Source organism: Streptomyces odontotermitis (assembly GCF_050510915.1).
Taxonomy (GTDB): Bacteria; Actinomycetota; Actinomycetes; order Streptomycetales; family Streptomycetaceae; genus Streptomyces.
This window is the reverse complement of record NZ_JBNJLS010000009.1, coordinates 12,566-32,320: the sequence shown is the minus strand read 5'-3', so window position 1 is coordinate 32,320 and position 19,755 is coordinate 12,566. Positions and strand designations below refer to the sequence as shown.

The window sequence follows — 19,755 nt, the reverse complement described above, 5'->3', positions numbered from 1 at the left end:
CCGAGATCCTCCCCGATCCGATCGGCGGCGGGGCACCCCAGCGCCCCGTCCAGAAACCGACCATAGCGGCGTCTCGCGATCCGACCGCCCTTACTGGAAGAGGACGTGATCGGTTACAAAGGGCAGGTAGTCCGCAGTCCCCACCACTCACAGAGGTTGTCCGCCCATGCGCGCCGCCGCAGCTCCCTGGCTGCTCCTCGCCGTCTTCTCCGGCACCCTGATCTCCCTGCAGGCCCGCATCACCGGCGAGCTCGCGGCCGGACTCGGCGGCGACGGCTTCACGGCCGCGGTGCTCTCGTTCGGCTCCGGCCTCGTGGTCCTCACCCTCGGCCTCGCGGTGCTGCGGAAGCCGCGCCAGGGGGTCGGCACCGTACTCAAGGACGTACGCGGCGGTCGGCTCAAGTGGTGGCAGGTGCTCGGCGGTTTCGGCGGCGCGGCGTTCCTGTTGGCGCAGGGACTGACGGTGGGGGCGCTCGGGGTCGCGCTGTTCACGGTGGCGATCGTCGCGGGCCAGGTCACCGGGGGACTGCTCTTCGACCGGATGGGGCTCGGCCCGGCGGGGCCACAGCGCCCGACGCGGCGCAGGGTCGTCGGCGCGGTGCTCGTGCTGGCGGCGGTGGGCCTGTCGATGGCGGACAAGCTGGGCGGCGGCTTCCCGTACGCGATGCTGCTGCTTCCGCTGGTGGCGGGCGTGTGCGTGAGCTGGCAGCAGGCGGTCAACGGGCATGTGCGGAACGCGTCCGGCTCCGCGTACACGGGCACGTTCTTCAACTTCGTCGCGGGTACGGCGGCGCTGACGGTGGTCTTCCTGATCCACGCGGCGGCCACGGGCTTCCCCACCCACCTCCCGACCGAGCCCTACCTCTACCTCGGCGGCCTGGTCGGCATCTCCTTCATCACGATCGCGGTGGCGACGGTCCAGAAGCTCGGCGTCCTGATCCTCGGCCTCTGCACGATCACCGGCCAACTTGTCGGCTCCCTGGCCCTCGACCTCCTCCTGCCCCGCGGCGACACCCACGTCACGACGGCCACGATCGCGGGCGTCGCCCTCGCCCTGGCGGCGATCGTGGTGGCGGCGCTCGCGGGCGGGCGGCCGGGGCGGGTGGTCGCGTCGTCCGGCGAGGTCGGCGAGGTCGGTGAGGCCGGTGAATCTGGTGAGGCGGGTGAGGCCACGGCCGCGGAGACGGTGGCATCAGCACCACCCCCGTCCGGGCCTCAGCCCTCCTGACCTTCGCCCCTCGTCGTAGCAGCCTTTTCCCTGTCAGCAGAGAGGCGAGAGCCCGAAGGTGAACGGGAGGGGCCATGAGCAGTCATACGCGGCGGAGGGTTCTTCAGGGGGCGGCGCTCGCGGCGGCGGGGAGTGTCGTCGGGGCGTACGGGCCGGGGCGGTACGGGGCGGCGGCCCGGGCCGCCGAGGGCGCGGCCGACGGGGGTGCAGGGAAAGGCGGTGGGCGGGCTTCGTCGCTGCCCTTCCTGGAAGGCGCCTTCGCCCCGGTCACCGAGGAGTTGACCGCCTTTGATCTGAAGGTCATCGGCCGTGTTCCGCGCGACCTCGACGGGCGCTATCTGCGAACCGGCCCCAACGCGCTGGGACTTGAGGATCCGCGGGCCCATCACTGGATGCTCGGCGACGGCATGGTGCACGGCGTGCGGCTGCGCGGCGGTCGCGCCGAGTGGTACCGGAACCGGTGGGTGCGGTCGTCCCAGGTGGCGAAGAAGCTGGGGGAGACCTATCCGGGGCCCCCGCCGCCGGACGACTTCGCGTGCAACACGCATGTGATCCCGTACCGGGGGAGGATCCTCGCGCTCCAGGAGGGCGGCCCGCTCCCGTACGAGATGGACGGTGAGCTGGGCACCCTGCGCCCGTACGACTTCCGCTCCACCCTGGAGGGGGCCTTCACGGCGCACACCAAGTACGACGCCGTGGCGGACGAGCTGCACGCGGTCGCGTACTACCCGACCTGGGACCACGTCCGGCACATCATGATCGACGGGACCGGCCGGGTGGCCCGGACCCACAAGATTCCCGTGGCGGACGCGCCGATGATGCACGACTTCGCGCTCACCGAGAAGTACGTGGTGATCGTGGACGTGCCGATCACGTTCGACGCGGCGGCGGCCGAGGCGGGCGCCGTGGTGCCGTACATCTGGAACGAGCGGCACCCGATGCGCGTGGGCATCCTGCCCCGGAGCGGTGGTGGCAGGACGCGCTGGTTCGAGGTCGATCCCGTCTACTACTCGCACACCCTCAACGCCTACGACCTGGGCGACACGGTCGTGGTGGAGTACACCTCCATGCCCGCCCCCTTCTACGCGGCGGGCCGGGGCCACGGCGGCCCCTCGGCGACCGGGGCCCCCACCCTCGACCGCTGGACCGTCGACCTGCGCTCCGGACGGGTCGCCGGCACCAGGCTCGACGATCTGCCGCAGGAGTTCCCGCGCGTGAACGAGTCCCTGGTCTCGCGCCGCCATCGCTACGCGTACACGGCGAGCGCCGCCGAGATGTGGCGTGCCTACGAAATGGCCGACGGTGTTCCGCCGGACGACAAGTTCACCAACTGCCTGGTGAAACATGACATGTTGCGAGGCCGTCGGCAGGTGCATCGCTTCCCTGTGGGGGCGGCTGCCAGTGAACCGGTGTTCGTGCCGCGCCGGGGCGCCCGGGACGAGGACGACGGCTATGTCCTGGCCTATGTGAACGACCCCGACCGTGGCGCGTCCGACCTCGTCATCCTCTCGGCGCAGGACTTCACGGGCCGCCCGCTGGCCCGCGTCCAGCTGCCCGGCCGGGTGCCGCTCGGGTTCCACGGGAGTTGGGTGCCGGACGCGTAGGGGCGGAGGCAGGTGTCGCTGAGCGGCCCCCTTACGAGTCCTGAACCGTCGCCGTCGCCATCCTGCGCACCCCCTCGCTCAGGATCTCCGGCGACGTGGCCAGGTTCATCCGGACGAAGCCCGCCCCGCCCGAGCCGAAGCTCGTCCCCGCGTTCACGGCGACCCGGCCCCGCTCCAGGAAGACGGCCGCGGGGTCGTCGCCCAGGCCGAGCGCACGGCAGTCCAGCCAGGCCAAGTACGTGGCCTGGCCGGGGTGGTGGCGCACCGCGGGCAGGTGTTCGTGCAGCAGCTCGTCCAGCAGCCGGCGGTTCTCGTCGAGCCCGGTCAGCAGCGCGTCGAGCCAGTCGCCGCCCTCTCGCAGGGCCGCCGTGTGGGCGATGACGCCGAGGTGGCTCGGGCCGTGGCCGACCTCCTCGGGGAGGCGGGCCAGGTCGTCGCCCGCCTCGGGTCCCGCGACGGCGACGGCGGCCTTGAGCCCGGCCAGGTTCCACGCCTTGGAGGCGGACATGAGGGAGAGGCCGTTCTCGCCGCCGGGCACGCTCAGATACGGGACGAAGCGCGTGCCTCCGGCCATGATCGGGGCGTGGATCTCGTCCACCACGACCCGGACGCCGTAGCGGCGCGAAAGGCGTGCCACGTCGGCCAGTTCGGCGGCGGTGTGCACCGTGCCGGTGGGGTTGTGGGGGCTGCACAGCAGGTACACCGGCCGACGCCCACCGTCTCCGACGGCGTCCCGGAAGGCCGCTTCGAGGGCGACGAAGTCGATCCGCCCCTCCTCGTCCAGCCGGGCCTCCACGACCGGGTGCCCGGCATTGCGTACGAACTGGTAAAAGGGCGGATACACAGGGCAGTTGACCACGACGGGGTCGCCGGGGCCGGAGACCAGCTTGAGTATTTCGACGATGCCGAGCATCACGTCGGGGACGATGGCGGTGCGCTCGACGGCGAGCCCGCCCCAGTCCCAGCGGCGCGCGGCGAAGGCGGCGAGGGCCTCGGCGTAGGCGGTGCCCGCCGGATAGCCCGTGTCGCCGCGCTCCACCGCGCTCCGGATGGCCCGCGCCACCGGCTCGGCGACCGGCACGTCCATCTCCGCGACCCACAGCGGCAGCACGTCGGCCGGGTAGGTCCGCCACTTCATGCTCGTGCGTTCGCGCAGCTGCTCCAGGGACAGCCGGCACAGGGGATTGGCGGTCCGGGCGGCGGCGAGGTGGTTCGGCGAGAGACCCATGGGGGGAGCGTAGGCGGTTCAGGACGAGGGGACGGTCGCCGATTCCCGCTCCCACTCCCTGAGCTCGGCGACCCCGGTACGCCGCCGTCGTCGTGGACGAGGTCCAGGACCTCACCCTCGTCGGCGTCCGGCTCCTCCACGCCCTGGTCGGTGACGCACCCAACGGCCAGCTACTGGTCGGCGACGGCCAACAGGCCGTCTACCCGGGCGGGTTCCGCCCCATCGACGCCGACATCGACACGACGGCCGGGTGGTCCGCGTCACGAAGCCGACCGTGGCCGAACACGACACGTACCGCAGGGCCAAGGGCCTGGCGCGGCGGGGATGCCCGAAACGGCCCAAGGGCGCGAGGAGTTGAGGTGCAGTCAGCTCTTCGTGGCGATGACACGGGCTCGCGATCTGCTGTGGCCGGGCAGCGTGACCCTTCCGCCCGCGGCGGCCTGAACGGCGTGCCGTGGCCCGCGACCGCGGCACGATCCGCCGGACAGGCCCTGGTCGCCGCCTACCAGGACGACTTCGTCACCCCCGGCAGGAACCCCGCATGCGCCTGCTCCCGCAACCGCACCCGGGAGAGGCCGAACCTGCGCAGGTGGCCGCGCGGGCGGCCGTCCACGCTGTCGCGGTTGCGTACGCGCGTGGCGCTGGCGTCGCGCGGCTGGCGGCGCAGCTCGGTGGCTGCGGCCTCCCGCTCGGCGGGAGTTGCGGACGGGCGCCGGATGACCTCCTTGAGCTCGGCCCGCCGGGCCGCGTAGAGCTCGACGGTCTCCTTGCGCTTCTCGTTCTTCGCGATCTTGCTCTTCTTCGCCATCAGACCTTCCCTCCCCGCGCGCGGATCCGGGCCACGGCGGCCTCGACGCCGATCGCGTCCACCGTCTTGATCGCCTTGGCGCTCAGCCGCAGACGGACGTGCCGTCCCTCGCTGGGGAGCCAGTAGCGCTTGCGCTGGATGTTCGGGTCGAAGCGGCGCGAGGTGCGCCGGTGGGAGTGGGAGATGGCGTTGCCGAATCCCGGCTGGGCGCCGGTCAGCTGGCAGTGGGCGGACATGGGTGGGGCTGCCTCTCTGGAGGGGGGCGGGTGGCCGGTGGTCCGGCGGGACCGACGGAACTCGCTATTGGAAATGAAAACCGTTGCCATATACTAGCCCCATGGCACGCAACGAGATCCGCCCGGTCATCAAGCTCCGCTCCACGGCGGGCACCGGGTTCACCTATGTCACGCGCAAGAACCGCCGCAACGACCCCGACCGCCTCGTGCTGCGCAAGTACGACCCCGTCGTCGGCCGGCACGTCGACTTCCGCGAAGAGCGCTGAAGCGTCCCCATCGCCTACCGCCTACCGCCACCGAAAGGCTCTGCCATGAAGCCCGGAATCCACCCCGCCTACGGGCCCGTCGTCTTCCGCGACACGGCCTCCGGCGTCGCCTTCCTCACCCGCTCCACGATGACCAGCGACAAGACCGTCGAGTGGGAGGACGGCGCCACGTATCCGCTCGTCGAGGTGGAGACCTCCTCGGCGAGCCACCCCTTCTACACGGGGACCGCCCGGGTCCTCGACACCGCCGGCCGCGTCGAACGCTTCGAGCGTCGTTACGGGGCCGGGGGCGGAGCCGGGGCCGGAACCGGGGTTCGTTGATGGCGCGCGAACAGCCACAGCAGAGGCTTCCCGTCGTCATCGTCGCCGGGCTGCACGCCGACGCCCGCAAGGAGGTCGTCGAACGCCTCCTGCGGGGCGTGCCGGGCAGCGTCGCCCTGCACCACGACCTGACCGAGGCCCGCGACGGTACGGTGCTCCGGCTGATCCGCGACGCCTCCGGCACCCTCTCCCGGGGCGAGACGCCCCTCGTCAACGACTGTGCGTGCTGCGCGCTGCGCGAGGACCTGGTACCGGAGCTGGCGAGGATGGCGGACGGGGGCCTGACCCGGCTCGCCGTCGTCGAACTGTGGGACTCGGTCGAGCCGAAGGCCATGGCGGAGGTCGTCGCCGCGCACGGCGGCGACCGGCTGCACCTGGCCGGTGTGCTCACCGCCGTGGACCCCGCGCTCGTCCTGCCGTACCTCGCCAACGGCGACGACCTGGCCGAGACCGGCCTCGCGGCGGCCCCCACCGACCGGCGCACCGTCGGCGACACCTGGGCCCGGCAGCTGGAGTACGCGCCCGTCCTCGCCGTAGTCGACAGCGACGAGGCCGACGACGAGGACCACGCCCTGCTCGCCCAGCTGCACCCCACCGCCCGCCGGGTGCCGGCCGCGTCCGCCGAGCTCGCCCGGGTCGCGCTCGGCGGCTTCGACGTCGAGGCGGCCGCGGCCGCGCAGCACCCTGCGTGCGCGCTCCTGCCGCAGGACGCCGACGAGTCGGGCGTCGCCACGTTCGTGTGGCGGCGGCGCCGTCCGTTCCATCCCGAGCGTCTGTACGCGGCGTTGGAGGATCTGTGCTGCGCCGCCGCCCGCAGCCGTGGCCGCTTCTGGCTGGCCGAGCGCCCCGACACGCTGCTGGCCTGGGACGCGGCCGGGGGAGCCCTGTGCGTGGAGAACGCCGGGCCTTGGCTGGCGTCCCTGCCCGACGCGGCCTGGGAACTGGTCCCGCCCATGCGCCGGGCGGCGGCCGCGCTCGACTGGCACCCCGACCACGGCGACTGCTGCCAGCACCTCGTCTTCACGTCGCCCGGACTGGACCGGGACGGCCTCGAACGGCTCCTGGACTCCTGCCTGTTGACGGACGCGGAGTACGCATCGGGGCGCGACGCCTGGAAGAGCCTGCCGCCCGCCTTCGACTCCCTGCTGGACGCGGCCTGACCCACCCCGTGGCCACCGTCATCACGGCAACGACCACAACAACGACGACCTCAGCACCTGCACCCAAGCACCCAAGCACCCGATCGCCCAATCGCCCAATCGCCCAAGGAGAAGCCCCCGTGCCCCGCCGCCACGACCCCCGCAAGCCCACCGCGTCCCGCCCCAGCGTGCTCGAGGCCGCCGGAATCACGTACATCGACTACAAGGACACCGACCTGCTGCGGAAGTTCCTCTCCGACCGGGGCAAGATCCGCAGCCGCCGCGTCACCCGCGTGACGGTCCAGCAGCAGCGGGACCTGGCCGTCGCCATCAAGAACGCGCGGGAGATGGCGCTGCTGCCGTACGCCAGTCGGTGAGGGACGCGGCCCGGGCGGCGGTGACGAAGTCCTCCCGGGCGGATTCGACGCGCTCCATGAGCGGGTCCCGGGCCCAGCCGCCGATCAGCCGGTCCCAGCCCGCGGGGCAGCGATCGGCGAGCGCGAGCACCTGGATGATCTGCGCGTCGGACAGGGTGCCGCTCTCGCGCAGGCAGAAGTCCAGCAGGTCCCGGTCGTTCCTCCGCTCCTCGGCCTCCTTGCCCGCCCATCGGGTGAGGAGCTCCCAGGCGACCCAGGCCGCGCCGTGCTGCTCGTCGTCGCAGGGCTCCTCCTCGGTCGGGCAGGAGCAGCACCATCCGCTCGCTCCGTCCCCTTCCAGGGCCGAGATCGCGCAGCGGAGCACGGCACGGTCCAGGGCCACACGCTCCAAGTACCGGCACTGGTCGCGCAGTTGCCCGGCCGGGGGCAGCAGGTCCGCCGGGGCGATGAGCTCCAGCGGGGCATGCGCGCCCACCACCGCCGCGGAGCTCTCCTGGAGGAGCGGCCCGCGCAGCTCGTACGCGAGAGTGGGCAGCCGCTTCACCGTCTCCGTCAGTGCGTCCGTCGCGCGGAGGAACTCCGTTGCCGCGCCGCCGAGTTGAGAGCGCCACCACTGGTCGTGGGAACGCTCGGTGCCGCGTTTGCTCCACCACGCCGCGACGAGGGCCACGGGAATGGAGAGCAGGGAGAGAAGGGCAGCGATGGCGCCCACGTCCGCCATGTCCATGGGGGCATGGTGCCGGGAAGTGCGCTGCGCTTGTGCCTGCTTTCCACAGGTGTTCAGCAGTGGGCGTGCGGCCCGCTTGTCACCGGGCGGTTGCCGTGCTGCCAACACGTGGGCAGTGAGGCGGTGTTGACCACGTGCAGGTGGTCGGGCGCGGCGGGGGCGGTTCCGTGAGTGCGTCCGGGCTCGGCCACCACTACTACCGCTGCTGCCGTCCCTTCCCGTACGGGCCACAGCCGCACCGCCGCCGCCGACGCGACGAGCGCGATGCCCCCGAGCGCGGCCACGGCCCACACCAGTCCGGCCCGGCCGCCCAGCCAGCCCGCCAGGGGGTAGGTGAGCAGCCAGCACGCGTGCGACAGCGAGAACTGCGCGGCGAACGCCGCCGTGCGCTCCCGGGGCGGCGCCGAACGCCGGATCACCCGGCCCGTCGGGGTGAGCACCATCGAGCACGCGGCGCCGAACACCGCCCACGCCGCGAGGAGCGCGGGCCAGCGCCAACTCCCGCCCGTCGAGGCGGTGATGACGCCGACCCCGGCGAAGACCAGCACGAGCAGCAGCGCGCCGCGCAGCATCACGGCCCGGTCCGACACCCGGTCCAGGACGCGCGGCAGCGCCAGCGCCACGGCCATCGACCCGGCGCCGTACGCGCCGAGCGCCAGCGACAGCGAGCCCGCCGAGAGGCCGAACACCGACCGCACGTACACCACGGAGTTCACGGTCACGAGGGCGCTCGCGGCGGCGACCGCCATGTTCAGCGCCAGCAGCGAGCGCAGCTGCGGCAGCCGGAAGAAGAGGCGGCTGCCCGCGGTGGCCTTGGCGTAGACGGATCCCGAGCGGGGAGCGGCGGCGGCGACGGGCTTCGGGAGCGCCACCGAGACCACAAGCACCGCCGAGCCGATGAAGCCCACCACGGTGCCGGTGAACAGCCAGTTGTACGTCATCACCGTCAGCAGCAGCCCCGCGAGGGCCGGGCTGAAGAGGCTTTCCAGATCGTAGGCGAGGCGGGACAGCGACAGGGCCTGCGTGTAGTCGCGCTCCTCGGGCAGCACGTCGGGGATGGCCGCCTGGAAGGTGGGCGTGAACGCGGCCGACGCGGACTGGAGCAGGAAGATCAGGACGTACACCTGCCAGACCTGGCCGACGAAGGGCAGGCACAGGGCGACCGCCGCCCGGATCAGGTCGGCGCCCACCAGCAGGGTGCGGCGCGGCAGCCGGTCGGCGACGGCTCCGATGGCGGGGGCGATGAGCACATACGCGCCCATCTTGATCGCGAGCGCCGTGCCGAGCACCTCACCCGCGCCCGCGCCCGCGATGTCGTACGCGAGCAGGCTCAGCGCGACCGTCGCGAGGCCGGTGCCGGTCAGGGCGACGACCTGGGCGGCGAACAGGTTGCGGTAGGTGCGGTTGCGCAGGACGGACAGCATGGGGCGATCACTCCTGACCAGGTGGCACTCCTCGACCGGTGGGGGCGGCCGACGCCACTACCGTACTCCATATGTGCGCACCTGCGCACATGAAAGATGCGACCGGAGGTCCGGCGCGCTCTAGGCTGTGCGCATGGCCGATCGCGACCCCCTTCCAGCTGCACCCCATGCGCATCTGCGCGCTCCCGACGGCGCGCGTCTCGCCGAGGCGACGGAGGTCTTCGCGCTGCTCTCGGACGCGACGCGGCTGCATGTGCTGTGGCTGCTCGCGCAGGAGGAGTCGGACGTCGGCTCGCTGGCCGAGCGGATCGGGACGTCGTCCCGTACCGCCGTCAGCCAGCACCTGGCGAAGCTGCGGCTCGCGGGTCTGGTGGAGGCGCGGCGCGAGGGCCGCCACATGTACTACAGCCTGCGCGACGGGCATCTGCGCCGACTGGTCATGGAGGCGCTCAGTCACGCCGATCACCGGGTGAGCGGGCAGGCGCCGCACGACTGATCTCGCCCGATCTCCCAGACGATCTCCCAGAGAATCACTCGGCCACCTGTGACGGGCACATACGAACGCGCCGTCCCTTTGCAGGTGGCTTCTTTTGCTCCGTCATCGGCTTTTGCCTCGCATCTGCGGCCCGCTGTGGTCGATGCTCCCTGTCGTCACGTGTGGATCCTTGGAAAGTGAAGCGGAGGGGCGCGGGGGCCTGCATTTCATTGCCTATTAGTGGCATTGGATCTATGAATGCGTGCAAGGGGTGGCGGTGGTGAGTGCGTTCTGGGGGCGAACTGTCCGTTTTGGGGCGTCTAGTAGGTATGCCATGGGTTCCGCTGGATTCCATGCGGCCGCTTGACCCGTGGCCCCACGGCGTCGTAATTTCGACGAACCGGCCAGTGAGTTATTGAAAGGAGGCGAAGTCGGATGTCGATCATCTCCGACCTGCATCGCCTCGCTCAGCGGGCCGCCTGGGTTCCGGGTCGCGTAGCGCACGGCTGCTGACCAGCCCCCCTTTGTTCCGGCATGCCCATTTTCGGGCTCCGGATTCTCTTGATCTCCTTCACTGTCTCCGGCACGTCGCTGCGTGCTGATTTGCGCTCTGGGTTCTCGGGCTGCGCGACCGAAAGAGAAAGATCCTTTAATGGCGACTAGGATAGTTAGATTGACCGCGCGAAATGAGGATGTGCCATGGTAGAGGCGCGGATCACGGTCAACGGGAAAGAGCAGCCGATTTCACCGGCCGCCCCCCACACCACGGCGCTGGATTTCCTGCGCGAGCGTGGTCTGACCGGCACCAAGGAAGGCTGTGCCGAGGGTGAATGCGGCGCCTGTTCGGTCCTCGTGGCCCGGCCCGGCGTGAACAAGCCCACGGACTGGGTGGCGGTCAATGCCTGTCTGGTCCCGGCGGCGGCGCTCGACGGCCAGGAGGTCATCACCTCCGAAGGTCTCGCCACCCCCGGTGCCCCCGGAACGCCGGACACGCTGCACCCCGTACAGGAGGAGATGGCGGTCCGCGGCGGTTCGCAGTGCGGCTACTGCACCCCCGGGTTCATCTGCAGCATGGCCTCCGAGTACTACCGGCCCGACCGCTGTGCGCACGGCGACGCCGATGAGGCCGCCAAGACCGCGACGGACGAGGCCCACGAGGCCGACGCCGAGCACGGTCCGAACGGCTTCGACCTGCACTCGCTGAGCGGAAACCTGTGCCGCTGCACCGGCTACCGCCCGATCCGGGACGCCGCCTTCGCCGTCGGCGAGCCCACCGACGAGGACCCGCTGGCGCAGCGCCGCGAGCAGGCCCCGCCGGAGCCGGTCGCCACGGAATACACCCAGGACGACAAGGCATTCGTCCGGAAGAACACCCTCGCCGAAACGCTGCAGTTCCTGCGCGAGCGGCCCGACGCGGTCGTCGTCGCCGGTTCCACCGACTTCGGCGTCGAGGTGAACATCCGCTCCCGGCGCGCGGATTGCGTGGTCGCCGTCGACCGGCTCGCCGAAATGCGGGAGCTGCGCGTCGAGGACGATTACCTGGAGATCGGCGCCGCGCTGACGCTCACCGAGATCGAGCGTCGTCTCGACGGTGAAGTTCCGCTCCTCGCCGAGCTCTTCCCGCAGTTCGCCTCCCGGCTCATCCGCAACAGCGCGACCTTCGGCGGAAACCTGGGTACCGGTTCTCCCATCGGTGACAGCCCGCCGGTCCTGCTCGCCCTGGAGGCGTCGGTGGTGCTCGCCGACGCCGACGGTGAGCGCGTGGTTCCGCTGGCCGACTACTTCACCGGCTACCGGCAGAGCGTCCGCCGTCCCGACGAGCTGATCCGCGCGGTGCGCATCCCGCGGCCGCTGGCGCCCGTCACCGGCTTCCACAAGATCGCCAAGCGGCGCTTCGACGACATCTCCAGCGTCGCCGTCGCCTTCGCGCTCGACATCGAGGGCGGGATCGTCCGCACGGCGCGCATCGGTCTGGGCGGCGTGGCCGCCACCCCGATCCGCGCGCTCGCCACCGAGGCCGCCCTGGAGGGCAAGCCCTGGTCGGCGGAGACCGTTGAGGCCGCGGCCAAGGTACTGCGGGGCGAGGGCACGCCGATGAGTGACCATCGCGCGAGCTCCCTCTACCGCTCCGCGATGCTCGGCCAGAGCCTGCTGAAGCTGCACGCACAGACCACTGAGGCGGTGTCGTCATGAGCCATCTGTCCGAGCGTCCCGAAAAGCCCGTTGTCGGTGTCTCGATGGCGCACGAGAGCGCCGGCCTGCACGTCACCGGCCACGCGCTCTACACCGACGACCTGGTGCAGCGCACCAAGGACGTGCTGCACGCCTACCCGGTCCAGGTCATGAAGGCCCGCGGCCGCATCACCGCCCTCCGTACCGAGGCGGCGCTCGCGGTGCCCGGTGTGGTCCGGGTGCTGACCGGCGCCGACGTGCCCGGCGAGAACGACGCGGGCATGAAGCACGACGAGCCGCTCTTCCCCGACGAGGTCATGTTCTACGGCCACGCCGTCGCCTGGGTGCTCGGCGAGACCCTGGAGGCGGCCCGGCTCGGTGCCGAGGCCGTCGAGGTGGAGCTCGAGGAGCTGCCCTCCCTGGTCACGGTGAAGGAGGCGATCGAGGCCGAGAGCTTCCACGGCGCCCGGCCCGTGATGGAGACCGGCGACATCGACGCCGGCTTCGCCGAGTCCGCGCACGTGTTCTCCGGCGAGTTCACCTTCGCCGGCCAGGAGCACTTCTACCTGGAGACGCACGCGGCCCTCGCCCAGGTCGACGAGAACGGCCAGGTGTTCATCCAGAGCAGCACCCAGCACCCCTCGGAGACCCAGGAGATCGTCTCCCACGTGCTCGGTGTGCCGAGCCACGAGATCACGGTGCAGTGCCTGCGCATGGGCGGCGGCTTCGGCGGCAAGGAGATGCAGCCGCACGGCTTCGCGGCCGTCGCCGCGCTCGGCGCCAAGCTCACCGGCCGCCCGGTCCGCTTCCGGCTCAACCGGACCCAGGACCTGACGATGTCCGGCAAGCGCCACGGCTTCAACGCCACGTGGAAGATCGGCTTCGACGCCGAGGGCCGCATCCAGGCGCTCGACGCGACGCTGACCGCCGACGGCGGCTGGAGCCTGGACCTGTCGGAGCCGGTGCTCGCCCGCGCGCTGTGCCACATCGACAACACGTACTGGATCCCCAACGCGCGGGTCGCCGGTCGCATCGCCAAGACCAACACCGTGTCCAACACGGCGTTCCGGGGCTTCGGCGGACCGCAGGGCATGCTCGTGATCGAGGACATCCTCGGCCGCGTCGCCCCGAAGCTCGGCCTGGACGCCATGGAGCTGCGCGAGCGCAACTTCTACCAGCCGGGCCAGGGCCAGACCACGCCGTACGGGCAGCCCGTCACCCAGGCCGACCGGATCTCCACGGTCTGGCAGCAGGTGCAGGACGACGGCCACGTCGCCGACCGCAAGCGCGAGATCGCGGCCTTCAACGCCGCGCACCCGAACACCAAGCGGGCGCTCGCGATCACCGGCATCAAGTTCGGCATCTCGTTCAACCTCACCGCCTTCAACCAGGGCGGCGCCCTGGTGCTGATCTACAAGGACGGCTCCGTCCTGATCAACCACGGCGGCACCGAGATGGGCCAGGGCCTGCACACCAAGATGATGCAGGTGGCCGCGACCACGCTCGGCATCCCGCTGCACAAGGTGCGGCTCGCCCCGACGCGGACCGACAAGGTGCCCAACACCTCGGCCACCGCGGCCAGTTCCGGCGCGGACCTCAACGGCGGTGCCATCAAGAACGCCTGTGAGCAGCTGCGTGAGCGCCTGCTGCAGGTGGCCGGCACCCAGCTGGGCGCCAACTCCTCGGACGTGCGGATCGTCGAGGGCGTCGCGCGCGCCCTCGGCAGCGACAAGGAGCTGGCCTGGGACGACCTGGTGCGCACCGCGTACTTCCAGCGCGTCCAGCTCTCGGCGGCCGGTTACTACCGGACCGAGGGGCTGCACTGGGACGCGAAGACGTTCCGGGGCTCGCCGTTCAAGTACTTCGCGAACGGCGCCGCCGCGACCGAGGTCGAGGTGGACGGCTTCACCGGCGCGTACCGCATCCGGCGCGTGGACATCGTCCACGACGTCGGCGACAGCCTCTCGCCGATGATCGACATCGGTCAGGTCGAGGGCGGGTTCGTGCAGGGCGCGGGCTGGCTGACGCTCGAGGACCTGCGCTGGGACACCAGCGAGGGCCCGCACCGCGGCCGGCTGCAGACCCAGGCGGCCAGCACGTACAAGCTGCCGAGCTTCTCGGAGATGCCCGAGGAGTTCAACGTCCACCTTCTGGAGAACGCCACCGAAGAGGGTGCCGTGTACGGCTCCAAGGCGGTCGGTGAGCCCCCGCTGATGCTGGCGTTCTCGGTGCGCGAGGCGCTGCGGCAGGCCGCCGCCGCGTTCGGGCCCGCGGGGGTCAGCGTGGATCTCGCCTCGCCCGCGACGCCGGAAGCGGTGTTCTGGGCGATCGAGGCGGCCCGCGGCGGCGACGCCTCGGGCAGCGACATCGAGGCCCCCAGCACGGCAAGCGCCCTGAGCAATGCCTGACATGACGTGGGTGGCCGCGGTCGCGCGGTTGCGGGCTCGCCGGGAGACCGGCGTGCTCGTGACCGTCGCGACCGTGCGCGGCCACGCACCCCGCAAGCCCGGTGCCAAGCTCGTCGTGGGCGAGACCGAGACGTGGGGTTCCATCGGCGGCGGCAACATCGAGGCCGTCGCCGTGGACCGGGCGCGCGAGCTGATCGCCGCGCCCGGCCCGGAGCCCGAGCTGATGGACTTCGCCCTCAACGACAAGGTCACCAGCCGGCACGGCGTGCAGTGCTGCGGCGGCGCCGTCAGCGTGCTGCTCGAACCGCTGCCGGTGGTGCCGGCGGTGGCGATCTTCGGTGTCGGGCACGTCGGTTACGAGCTGGCGCGCATCCTGGCCCGCCACGACATGGACCTGCATCTGATCGACACCCGCCCGGAGATGCTCACCGAGGAACGGCTCGAGGTGCTCGACGACGCGGTGGCGCAGGTCCATGTGCACCACACTCCGCTGCTGCCGGAGGAGGTGCTCGAGGAGCTGGCACCCGGCACCCACGTGCTGATCATGACCCATGACCACGCCGAGGACGCCGCGCTGTGCGACGCCGCCCTGCGCACCCCTGACCTCGGCTCGATCGGCCTCATCGGCTCGGCCGCGAAGTGGGCGCGCTTCCGCAAGCGGCTGTCCACCGAGGGCGGTCACGACGACGCGACGATCGACCGGATCAAGACGCCGATCGGTCTGCCGGAGATCTCCGGCAAGGAACCGGCCACGATCGCGGTGAGCGTGGCGGCGGACCTGCTGCAGACCTTCCAGTCCGCCCAGTCCGGCCGGTCCGCCGAGTCCGCCGCCACGTCCCGGCCCGCCCAGCCGGTGGCACAGGCCGAGCCCTCGGTGCGAAGCCTGCCCGTGGCCGGATAGGGCCGGGAGTCCGGGAGTTGGGGCTCGGGGTCCAGGAGCTGGGGCCCGGAGTCCGGGAGTTGGAGCCGGGAGTTACGACCAGCGCTGGTACTTACCACCGGCGTCGATGCCCGTGTAGACCATGTGCTGGCCGTTCGAGCCAAGAGTGAGGTTCGTGGCCTTGTTCACCAGGCGCCAGCCGCCCGCCGTCTTGATCTCGCTCCACTTCTGGTTGTTCCCGCCGTTGCACTTGATGGCGTAGACCTTGCCGGCCTTGTTGCTGTCGAGGCAGTAGCCGAGGGTCTTCAGCGTGAACGTGCCGTCGGACTGCTTGGTCTCGTACCAGGAGCCGCCCGCCTTGCCGCAGGCGCTGCCCGTGAGCACCATGCCGTTCCCGTACATCAGGCACAGGCCGTTGCCCTTGTTCTTCCACGAGACGTTCCCGTTCGCGGATGCCGTGCCCGAGCCCGCGAGGAGCAGGGCCGGAGCGACGACCGCCGACGCTGCCCAGGTGCCGATCAGGCGCTTGTTCATGAGTGTCCCCCTGTTGTGTGGAGTGGCTGGAGTTGTCTGAGTGGTCCCTTATTGCGCATTGCCGCGCATTTAGGCGCCGTTGACACTAACCGCGCAAGATCATCATTCGCAAACGAGGGTCATCTGCCGCTCCTGGGTGCCCTGTTGCCCCGCCACCCAGGTGCGCGAGTAGGGTCGATGGCTCGTGGCCCCCGGGCCCGTACCCCCCACACATAAAGAGCCGCGCGTGCGCGGCCGCAGATCAGGAGCAACAGTGCAGGGCATCCCCCACATAGCCAGCACACCGCACGACGGGCGATCGTCGCCGATACCCCCTGCGCGAGGGGCGCAGCAGTACCCGGACCGGGCCTGGCGCGACCCGGCGGCCGAGCCGCCACTCCTCGCCGGGTCCGAACTCCCCATATTCGTCGACCCGTCGGGCTGGCGCAGGCGCACCCTGCGCGGCATGGCGCTGGTCGTGGGCCTCGTCTGCCTGGGCTTCCTGCTCTTCGTCGGCATGGTGGTCAGCGGGCTCCGGCAGCCCGTCGGCTCGCAGCCGCCGGGGACGAACGGGTCGGCGCCGTCCGGGACTTCCGGGTCTTCCGGGTCTTCCGGGCATTCGGGGGCGGATGCCGACAGAGCGGGACCGGCGCCGGCCGGAGGCATTCGGCAGTGAGGCGGGGCGCCGCCGTCCGCCGACCGCCGCGCGGCCACTGGGTCGTCCTCCTCCTCGTGCTCCTGGTGGTGGCCGTCGCCCTCCTCTTCGAGGGCTGGACGACCCATCAGGTCGACGCCGCGCGCACCAAACCGCCGTGCACCCGCCCGATCCCGCGCGAGGCCGACGACGGGAAGCCGCTGCTGCGGTTCGGCCCGCGGGGCGTGACCACCGCGGCCATGCCGCGCGGGACGGTCGCGCTCACCTTCGACGGCGGGTTCGACCCGAAGTGGACGCCGCGCCTGCTCGACCTGTTGCGCAGGCACCACGCGCGGGCCACCTTCTTCGTCTACGGGAAGGACGCGGCCGAGCAGCCGGAGCTGCTGCGGCGGATCCTGGACGAGGGCCACGAGGTCGGCTCGTACACGTACAGCGGGGGCGATCTGGGCGTGGCCTCGCCGCTGCGCGCGCGTCTCGAACTGTCGCTCACCCAGAGCGCGTTCGCGGGCGCGGCCGGGATCAGCACCACCCTGCTGCGGCTGCCGCACACCACGGCCGCGGACACGCTCTGCGGCCCGCAGTGGCCGGCCGCGCGGCGCGCCGCGGAGCAGGGGTACCTCGTGGTCGCCTCGGACCACAAGGACCGCAAGCCGTGGCGGGGCCTGGTGACCCAGCACAGCCAGACCGACCTGGGCTACCACGAGGCCGAGGACCTGCTGCGGGACCAGAGCGTGAAGCGGTTCACCACGGTCAGCAAGGGGCTCGGCCGCCCCTCCTTCGTCGACGCGGTGCCGGTCGCGCAGGAGATCAAGGGGGAGGGCCTGATCTGGTCGCAGCGGCTCGGGCACGCCTTCCTCACCGTGATGGTGTGGACGCTGACCCTCACGGGTGTGCTCGGAGTCCTGCGGATGCTGCTGTTCGCGCTGTTCGCCCGGCTCCATGTGCGCAGGCTGCGCCGCTACCGGCCGGGCGCGCCCCGGCTGCGCGAGGTGCGGGACCCGGTGACGGTCCTGGTGCCCGCGTACAACGAGGAGGCCGGGATCGCGGGGACGGTGTACTCGCTGCTGGCCTCCACCCACGCGCACCTGCAGATCATCGTGATCGACGACGGCTCGACCGACGCCACCGCCGACATCGCCGAGAGCATCGACGATCCGCGCGTGACGGTCATCCGGCAGCCCAACAGCGGCAAGCCCAGCGCCCTCAACACCGGCCTGGCGCACGCCCGGTACGACATCGTGGTCATGGTCGACGCGGACACCATCTTCGAACCCGAGTCGCTGGCCCGGCTGATCCAGCCGCTCGCCCACCCCGCGGTGGGGGCGGTCAGCGGCAACACCAAGGTCGGCAACCGGCGCCGTCTCCTCGGCAAGTGGCAGCACCTGGAGTACGTCCTCGGCTTCAACCTCGACCGGCGGATGTTCGAGGTCCTGGAGTGCATGCCGACGGTGCCGGGGGCGATCGGGGCCTTCCGCAGGGACGCGCTGATGGGCATCGGCGGTGTCAGCGACGAGACCCTGGCCGAGGACACCGACCTCACCATGGCGCTGTGGCGGGCCGGCTGGCGCGTCGTCTACGAGGAGTCGGCGGTCGCCTGGACCGAAGTGCCCACCAGCGTGCGGCAGTTGTGGCGCCAGCGCTACCGCTGGTGCTACGGCACCCTCCAGGCGATGTGGAAGCACCGGCACGCGGCGGTGGAGGTCGGGCCCGCCGGGCGCTTCGGCCGCCGCGTCATGCTCTACGTCACGCTGTTCCAGATCGTGCTGCCGCTGTGCGCCCCGGTCGTGGACATGTTCGCCCTGTTCGGGGCCCTGTTCCGCGACCCCGTGGAGGCGGCCCTCGTCTGGTTCGGCTTCCTCTCCGTCCAGCTGGTCACCGCCGCGTACGCGCTGCGGCTCGACCGGGAACGGCTGCGCGTGCTGTGGGTGCTGCCGCTCCAGCAGTTCGTCTACCGGCAGTTGATGTACCTGGTGGTCATCCACTCCGTGACGACGGCGCTGCTCGGCACCCGTCTGAAGTGGCACAGCATGAAGCGCACGGGGACGGCGGACCCGTATCTGCTCGAAGCCCCGGACGGCACGGGATCCCCGGGAGCCCCGGACGCGTCAGAAGCACCGGAAGTGCCGCCCGATGAGACGCGGCCGAGCCTTCAAGGGAGTTGACCATGACGGAACCGGTTCTGGACGACTCCGCCGCGCGCGAGCGGTTCGCCGAGCGGCCCAGCTCCCACTACGGGCCCCGGCGCGCCCACGCCCGGCAGTCGAAGGTGAAGCGCAGGAGGCTGCGGCGGGTGGTGCTCACGCTGCTGGCCGTCGTGGCGGTCGCGGTGGGCGGCACGTACGGCTGGGCCGAGACCCGGCTCCAGCGGGACGTCGACCTCGGCGCGTACGGGGACCGTCCGCCGCCCGGCGAGGGCACCAACTACCTGATCGTGGGCTCGGACAGCCGCGACGGGCTCTCCGACGGCGACGTGAAGGACCTGCACGCGGGCGGGGGCGGCGGGCGGCGCACCGACTCGATGATGCTGCTGCACACCGGCGCCCACGGCACCAGCATGGTCAGCCTGCCGCGCGACTCGTGGGTGACCGTGCCCGGCCGTCTGGACACGCTGACGGGCAAGACGAAGCGGCCCGAGGGGGACAAGCTCAACGCGGCCTTCTCCTACGGGGGGCCCGAACTCCTCGTGCACACCATCGAGAAGAACACCGGGCTGCGCATCGACCACTACGCGGAGATCGGCTTCGCCGGGTTCGTGAACATCGTGGACGCCATCGGCGGCGTCGAGATGTGCCTGGACCGCGACATCAGGGACAAGAAGTCGGGCGCCGATCTGCGCAAGGGCTGTCACACCCTGAACGGCAAGCAGGCGCTCGCCTTCGTCCGCCAGCGGCACCAGGAGAAGGAGGGCGACCTGGGCCGGTCCAGGAACCAGCAGAAGTTCCTGGCGGCCCTCGCCCAGCAGGCCGCCCGGCCCGGCACGCTCTTCGACCCGACGGAGATCGGCCCGGCCGTGCAGGCGGGCCTCGACACGCTCATCGTCGACAAGGGCATGAGCCTGCGCGAGCTCAGCACCATGTTCCGGGCCGTGCAGAGCGTGACCGGCGGCAAGGGCAAGCAGATCAACGTGCCCGTTTCCGGCATCGGCGTCCCCACGCCCAAGGGCAACGTCCTCAAGTGGGACGCCAAGAGGTCGGCCCGGCTCTTCGACGACCTGCGGCACGACCGGCCGCTGACGGAGAAGGGGGGCCGGACACGACCTCTCCGGCCCTGACGGGAACCGCGGCCCGGGCGGGC

Annotated in this window: 19 protein-coding genes and 1 pseudogene; 14 read left to right on the top strand and 6 right to left on the bottom strand. The window is 71.5% G+C overall.

The genetic code is table 11. The features are described 5' to 3' along the window. Positions 1 to 166: 166 nt before the first annotated feature. Positions 167 to 1,228, top strand: coding sequence for a DMT family transporter (locus ACQB60_RS24665; protein WP_496928291.1), 1,062 nt, complete (start codon positions 167 to 169; stop codon positions 1,226 to 1,228). A 74-nt stretch (positions 1,229 to 1,302) separates the two neighbouring features. Then, positions 1,303 to 2,832 (top strand): carotenoid oxygenase family protein, encoded by a 1,530-nt coding sequence (locus ACQB60_RS24660; protein WP_496928290.1) that lies wholly within the window; start codon positions 1,303 to 1,305, stop codon positions 2,830 to 2,832. A gap of 31 nt (positions 2,833 to 2,863) precedes the next feature. Here ACQB60_RS24660 and ACQB60_RS24655 read toward each other — a convergent pair whose 3' ends face one another. Continuing rightward, positions 2,864 to 4,060, bottom strand: coding sequence for a MalY/PatB family protein (locus tag ACQB60_RS24655; protein WP_496928289.1), 1,197 nt, complete (start codon positions 4,058 to 4,060; stop codon positions 2,864 to 2,866). A gap of 77 nt (positions 4,061 to 4,137) precedes the next feature. Here ACQB60_RS24655 and ACQB60_RS24650 point away from each other — a divergent pair. Beyond that, positions 4,138 to 4,311 (top strand): annotated as a pseudogene (locus ACQB60_RS24650) (UvrD-helicase domain-containing protein); the annotation flags it as partial. Between the two features lie 251 nt (positions 4,312 to 4,562). On the opposite strand, the gene rpsN reads toward ACQB60_RS24650, so the two are convergent. After that, entirely contained in the window at positions 4,563 to 4,868 is a 306-nt protein-coding gene (gene rpsN / locus ACQB60_RS24645) for a 30S ribosomal protein S14 (RefSeq protein ID WP_496928288.1), read from the bottom strand. Further along, positions 4,868 to 5,104, bottom strand: a complete 237-nt coding sequence (rpmB, locus tag ACQB60_RS24640; protein ID WP_496928287.1) for a 50S ribosomal protein L28 — start codon at positions 5,102 to 5,104, stop codon at positions 4,868 to 4,870. Before rpmB ends, rpsN begins: the two co-directional genes overlap by 1 nt. A gap of 101 nt (positions 5,105 to 5,205) precedes the next feature. Between rpmB and rpmG the strand changes: the two genes are divergently transcribed. The 4 genes from rpmG (at position 5,206) to rpsR (ending at position 7,207) form a co-directional block, all read left to right on the top strand. Further along, entirely contained in the window at positions 5,206 to 5,370 is a 165-nt protein-coding gene (gene rpmG, locus ACQB60_RS24635) for a 50S ribosomal protein L33 (protein WP_099198435.1), read from the top strand. A gap of 45 nt (positions 5,371 to 5,415) precedes the next feature. After that, on the top strand, positions 5,416 to 5,691 hold the full coding sequence (locus ACQB60_RS24630) for a type B 50S ribosomal protein L31 (RefSeq protein ID WP_496928286.1): 276 nt from the start codon (positions 5,416 to 5,418) through the stop codon (positions 5,689 to 5,691). Then, positions 5,691 to 6,851 carry a CobW family GTP-binding protein gene (locus tag ACQB60_RS24625; RefSeq protein ID WP_496928285.1) on the top strand — a complete coding sequence of 387 codons (1,161 nt, stop codon included), beginning with the start codon at positions 5,691 to 5,693 and terminating at the stop codon, positions 6,849 to 6,851. The genes ACQB60_RS24630 and ACQB60_RS24625 overlap by 1 nt, the downstream gene beginning before the upstream one ends. Before the next feature lie 119 nt (positions 6,852 to 6,970). Further along, positions 6,971 to 7,207, top strand: a complete 237-nt coding sequence (rpsR, locus tag ACQB60_RS24620; RefSeq protein WP_496928284.1) for a 30S ribosomal protein S18 — start codon at positions 6,971 to 6,973, stop codon at positions 7,205 to 7,207. Here rpsR and ACQB60_RS24615 read toward each other — a convergent pair. Together ACQB60_RS24615 and ACQB60_RS24610 are read right to left on the bottom strand one after the other, a co-directional pair. After that, the gene (locus ACQB60_RS24615) at positions 7,161 to 7,934 is read right to left on the bottom strand and encodes a hypothetical protein (RefSeq protein WP_496928283.1); all 774 of its coding nucleotides are present in this window, start codon (positions 7,932 to 7,934) and stop codon (positions 7,161 to 7,163) included. The two genes, rpsR and ACQB60_RS24615, sit on opposite strands and share 47 nt — an antisense overlap. Before the next feature lie 53 nt (positions 7,935 to 7,987). Further along, positions 7,988 to 9,358, bottom strand: a complete 1,371-nt coding sequence (locus tag ACQB60_RS24610) for an MFS transporter (protein WP_496928282.1) — start codon at positions 9,356 to 9,358, stop codon at positions 7,988 to 7,990. A 133-nt stretch (positions 9,359 to 9,491) separates the two neighbouring features. Here ACQB60_RS24610 and ACQB60_RS24605 point away from each other — a divergent pair, with 133 nt between their 5' ends. The 4 genes from ACQB60_RS24605 (at position 9,492) to xdhC (ending at position 15,314) form a co-directional block, all read left to right on the top strand. Further along, on the top strand, positions 9,492 to 9,854 hold the full coding sequence (locus ACQB60_RS24605) for an ArsR/SmtB family transcription factor (protein ID WP_496928281.1): 363 nt from the start codon (positions 9,492 to 9,494) through the stop codon (positions 9,852 to 9,854). Between the two features lie 678 nt (positions 9,855 to 10,532). Beyond that, a complete protein-coding gene (locus ACQB60_RS24600; protein WP_496928280.1) occupies positions 10,533 to 12,026 on the top strand; it encodes a xanthine dehydrogenase small subunit in 1,494 nt (497 codons plus the stop codon). After that, positions 12,023 to 14,413 carry a xanthine dehydrogenase molybdopterin binding subunit gene (xdhB, locus tag ACQB60_RS24595; protein WP_496928279.1) on the top strand — a complete coding sequence of 797 codons (2,391 nt, stop codon included), beginning with the start codon at positions 12,023 to 12,025 and terminating at the stop codon, positions 14,411 to 14,413. Before ACQB60_RS24600 ends, xdhB begins: the two co-directional genes overlap by 4 nt. Position 14,414: 1 nt before the next feature. Then, positions 14,415 to 15,314: a xanthine dehydrogenase accessory protein XdhC gene (xdhC, locus tag ACQB60_RS24590; RefSeq protein ID WP_496928278.1), complete on the top strand. Its 900-nt coding sequence runs from the start codon at positions 14,415 to 14,417 to the stop codon at positions 15,312 to 15,314. Between the two features lie 72 nt (positions 15,315 to 15,386). On the opposite strand, the gene ACQB60_RS24585 is transcribed toward xdhC, so the two are convergent. Further along, the gene (locus ACQB60_RS24585) at positions 15,387 to 15,827 is read right to left on the bottom strand and encodes an RICIN domain-containing protein (RefSeq protein WP_496928277.1); all 441 of its coding nucleotides are present in this window, start codon (positions 15,825 to 15,827) and stop codon (positions 15,387 to 15,389) included. 253 nt (positions 15,828 to 16,080) lie between these two features. On the opposite strand from ACQB60_RS24585, the gene ACQB60_RS24580 reads away from it, so the two are divergent. Genes ACQB60_RS24580 through ACQB60_RS24570 form a run of 3 tightly spaced genes read left to right on the top strand, consistent with a single transcriptional unit; the run spans position 16,081 to position 19,732 of the window. Next, positions 16,081 to 16,482: a hypothetical protein gene (locus ACQB60_RS24580; protein WP_496928276.1), complete on the top strand. Its 402-nt coding sequence runs from the start codon at positions 16,081 to 16,083 to the stop codon at positions 16,480 to 16,482. Continuing rightward, positions 16,479 to 18,623, top strand: coding sequence for a bifunctional polysaccharide deacetylase/glycosyltransferase family 2 protein (locus tag ACQB60_RS24575; protein ID WP_496928275.1), 2,145 nt, complete (start codon positions 16,479 to 16,481; stop codon positions 18,621 to 18,623). The genes ACQB60_RS24580 and ACQB60_RS24575 overlap by 4 nt, the downstream gene beginning before the upstream one ends. A gap of 2 nt (positions 18,624 to 18,625) precedes the next feature. Next, positions 18,626 to 19,732, top strand: coding sequence for an LCP family protein (locus ACQB60_RS24570; RefSeq protein ID WP_496928274.1), 1,107 nt, complete (start codon positions 18,626 to 18,628; stop codon positions 19,730 to 19,732). Positions 19,733 to 19,755 lie beyond the last annotated feature (23 nt).